This is a genomic window from Actinomyces sp. (genome assembly GCF_030530635.1).
Taxonomy (GTDB): Bacteria; Actinomycetota; Actinomycetes; order Actinomycetales; family Actinomycetaceae; genus Actinomyces.
Map to the genome: position 1 here is coordinate 1 of NZ_JAUMUL010000125.1, position 2,768 is coordinate 2,768.

A 2,768-nucleotide genomic window follows, 5' to 3' on the forward strand; every position below is an offset into this window, starting at 1 on the left:
TCACTGGTCGGTGCCGTCAACCGCTACGAGCCCGATCCGGCGTCGGCACAATTTCAACGATCCCAACGGATCATCCGCGCACGCCGACACCGCCTGAGCTGATGGCCCGAGATCGTCTCAGGTTCGGCGAGAACGTCCCCGCCTGCCCGAGAACGACCCCGGCCCGGCCAAGACGTCCTCGTCGGCCCCAAACCCTCCCGAACGTGGAGGGTTTGGGGCTGAAGAGGTAGTCTTCGGCAGATCGGCACCCACCGACAACGACCTCCCACACCGCATCCCCCCGACCCGCACCAACACACCCACAACCGGAAGAGCCGGATGACCGTCGTGGAGTAGACGTCGATCGTCGTTGACAGGCGTAGAGCATAAAGACGCCTACTGACATGATCCGTCGGCGCTAGTGCCGTCGGCATCCATCCTCTGAATCGCTGTAGCCCGTGCCGACTCGGGGATCTGCAAAAACAACCACAGTGAGCTACGCTGCCAACCGCCGTCACCGGAAGAAGCAGCCATGGGTTCTACCCGAACCGAGTCCACCAACGGCCTTTCCTGAACGCCCCACGCCACCTGCGCACCCTCCTGGCCTGGTCCTTGGTCACCACCGTGTGCTTCAGCTTCCTGTCCGCAGACGTGTGGAGCATCGTGCGCTGGATGCTACTGGCCGGGCTATGCGTAGAAGTCGTCCTGCTTGTTCGCGACCGCGTAGGCCATCTCAAGCAGTAGCCACCTACTCATCTCGCACGGCGTCTACTACGCCGGTTCGGCCTCTACTACTCCACTTTGGTGTTTGCTGAAGGGTTCGGAAGCCTTCAGCAAACACCTAACCGGCGTACCCAATGCGGAAGTGGAGTAGCAGAGGTGCCGATCGCGAGCGCCGACGGCGGGCGCTGCCCCCTGACCCTGAGTCTGGCGGCGACGCACTTTGCCGCCTCGCGCACCACGGTGGCCCACCCGACCCGATGCAAACTTCGCACTCAACTTCACACTTAACTTCACACACTGTTAAGATATGTACGAAGTTGCGAAGTGTGAAGAAGGAAGGACGCCGCAGGCCAAGGACTCCGCGCAACTCTCCATCCTCGTCGACCAGCTCCGGGTCATCGGCACTGACCAGCAGGTGCTCGAGGTCAAGTCGGGCGTCGGCAAGGACATTCGTGCCACCCTTAGCGCCTTCTCCAATTCCGCAGGAGGCACCATCCTCATCGGTCTCGACGAGGCACAGGACTTCGCCCCCGTCCCGCACTTCGACGCCACCCACACCCGGAATCAACTCGTTGCCCGTTGCGAGCAGATGACCCCGGTAGTCCGTCCCCTCATTGAGATCGTCCCACTGGGTAAGGCTCCTGTCGTCGTCGCCAAGATCCCGGAGATAGAGCCGCGCCACAAGCCCTGTTACGTCACTGATCAGGGCCAATACGGCGGCTCCTACACCAGATCTGGCGACGGCGACCATCACATGACCCAGTACGAGGTTGAAAGGCTCCTGGAAGAGCACATTCAGCCGCGGTGGGATGAGGAAGTGGTGCCAGACGCCACCCTCAACGACCTCGACGACGACGCCCTGGGCGCCTTTCTCGACGGCCAGCGGACCCTGCGTCCCAAGACCTTCGCCGACGGCCACGACACCGCACATGAACGCCTGCGCATCACCCGGGACGGGCACCCCACCCTCGCCGCGCTCCTAGCGCTTGGAGAATACCCGCAGCAGTTCTTTCCGCGACTGACCGTCACCTTCGCCGTGTTCCCCGGAACCGATCGGGGCAGCGTCACCGAGGGCGTGCGTCTACTCGACAGTACCACTCTGGCCGGCCCGATCCCCGAGCTCGTCGAGTCCGCTGTCGACGCCGTCAGACGCAATATGCGCACGGCCGGCCTGATCGGAGATACCTTCCGCACGGATCTGCCCGACTACCCACTCGTCGCCGTGCGTGAGGCCGTGGTCAACGCCCTCATGCACCGGGACTACTCGCCGGCCGCGCGCGGCGCGCAGGTACAGGTCAGCATGTTCGTCGATCGGCTCGAGATCATGAACCCGGGCGGTCTATACGGCGCCGTCACGGTAGAGACCTTAGGCCAAGCGGGTGTTAGCACGAGCCGCAACCAGCGCTTGTCAACCCTATTGGAGTCCACCACCTTCCCCAATGGTGGCGCCGTGGCCGAAAACCGCGGTACCGGAATCGCAGTCATCCGGCACGCCCTTGCCGAGGCCCTCCTGCCGCCGCCCGAAATCAAGAGCTCGGCCACCAGCTTCACCATCACATTCCGCCGCCGGCGCGTCGCGCCACGGGAGCGGTACGCGCCCGCCCGAGACCGTATCGCCGACTACCTCACCAAGCAGGAGAGCGCCTCGGCTGCCGAACTCGCCGAGACCTTCGTCCTCAGCCGCAGCACCATCCAGAACGCCCTGAGGGGATTGATTGCCGACGGGACTGTGGAGGCGACCGAACCTCCGCGTAGCCCGAAGCAGCGCTACCGCTTGGCGCGTCAGTAACTTCGCACCCAACTTCGCACTTAACTTCACAAGCCGTGAAGTTAAGTGCGAAGCTGACTGGTAAGTCCGGCATAAACGCCACCCGACCCGGCACACCGACCCGTCCAGTCCGCTAACCTCCGCCCAGCTACCCCGCAAACCACCGCCTACACCGCCTGCAAACCACCGCCTTCCGCTACACTCGCCGCATGGACACGCGGGAATCATTGGGTCATGACTACCTGCCGCCGTCGTGGTCAAGTCTCTTGGTGTGGTGTAGATCTGGTTATGCGGTGAT

At 63.5% G+C, this 2,768-nt stretch carries 1 protein-coding gene; it reads left to right on the forward strand.

Translation table 11 applies throughout. The features are described from left to right. Positions 1–1,009: 1,009 nt before the first annotated feature. Positions 1,010–2,491 carry an ATP-binding protein gene (locus tag Q4A20_RS14975; protein ID WP_303124190.1) on the forward strand — a complete coding sequence of 494 codons (1,482 nt, stop codon included), beginning with the start codon at positions 1,010–1,012 and terminating at the stop codon, positions 2,489–2,491. The last annotated feature ends 277 nt before the right edge of the window (positions 2,492–2,768 follow it).

Coding starts and splice junctions, on each gene's coding strand:
- Q4A20_RS14975 (WP_303124190.1), top strand. CDS start 1,010: ATGTACGAAGTTGCGAAGTGTGAAGAAGGAAGGACGCCGCAGGCCAAG.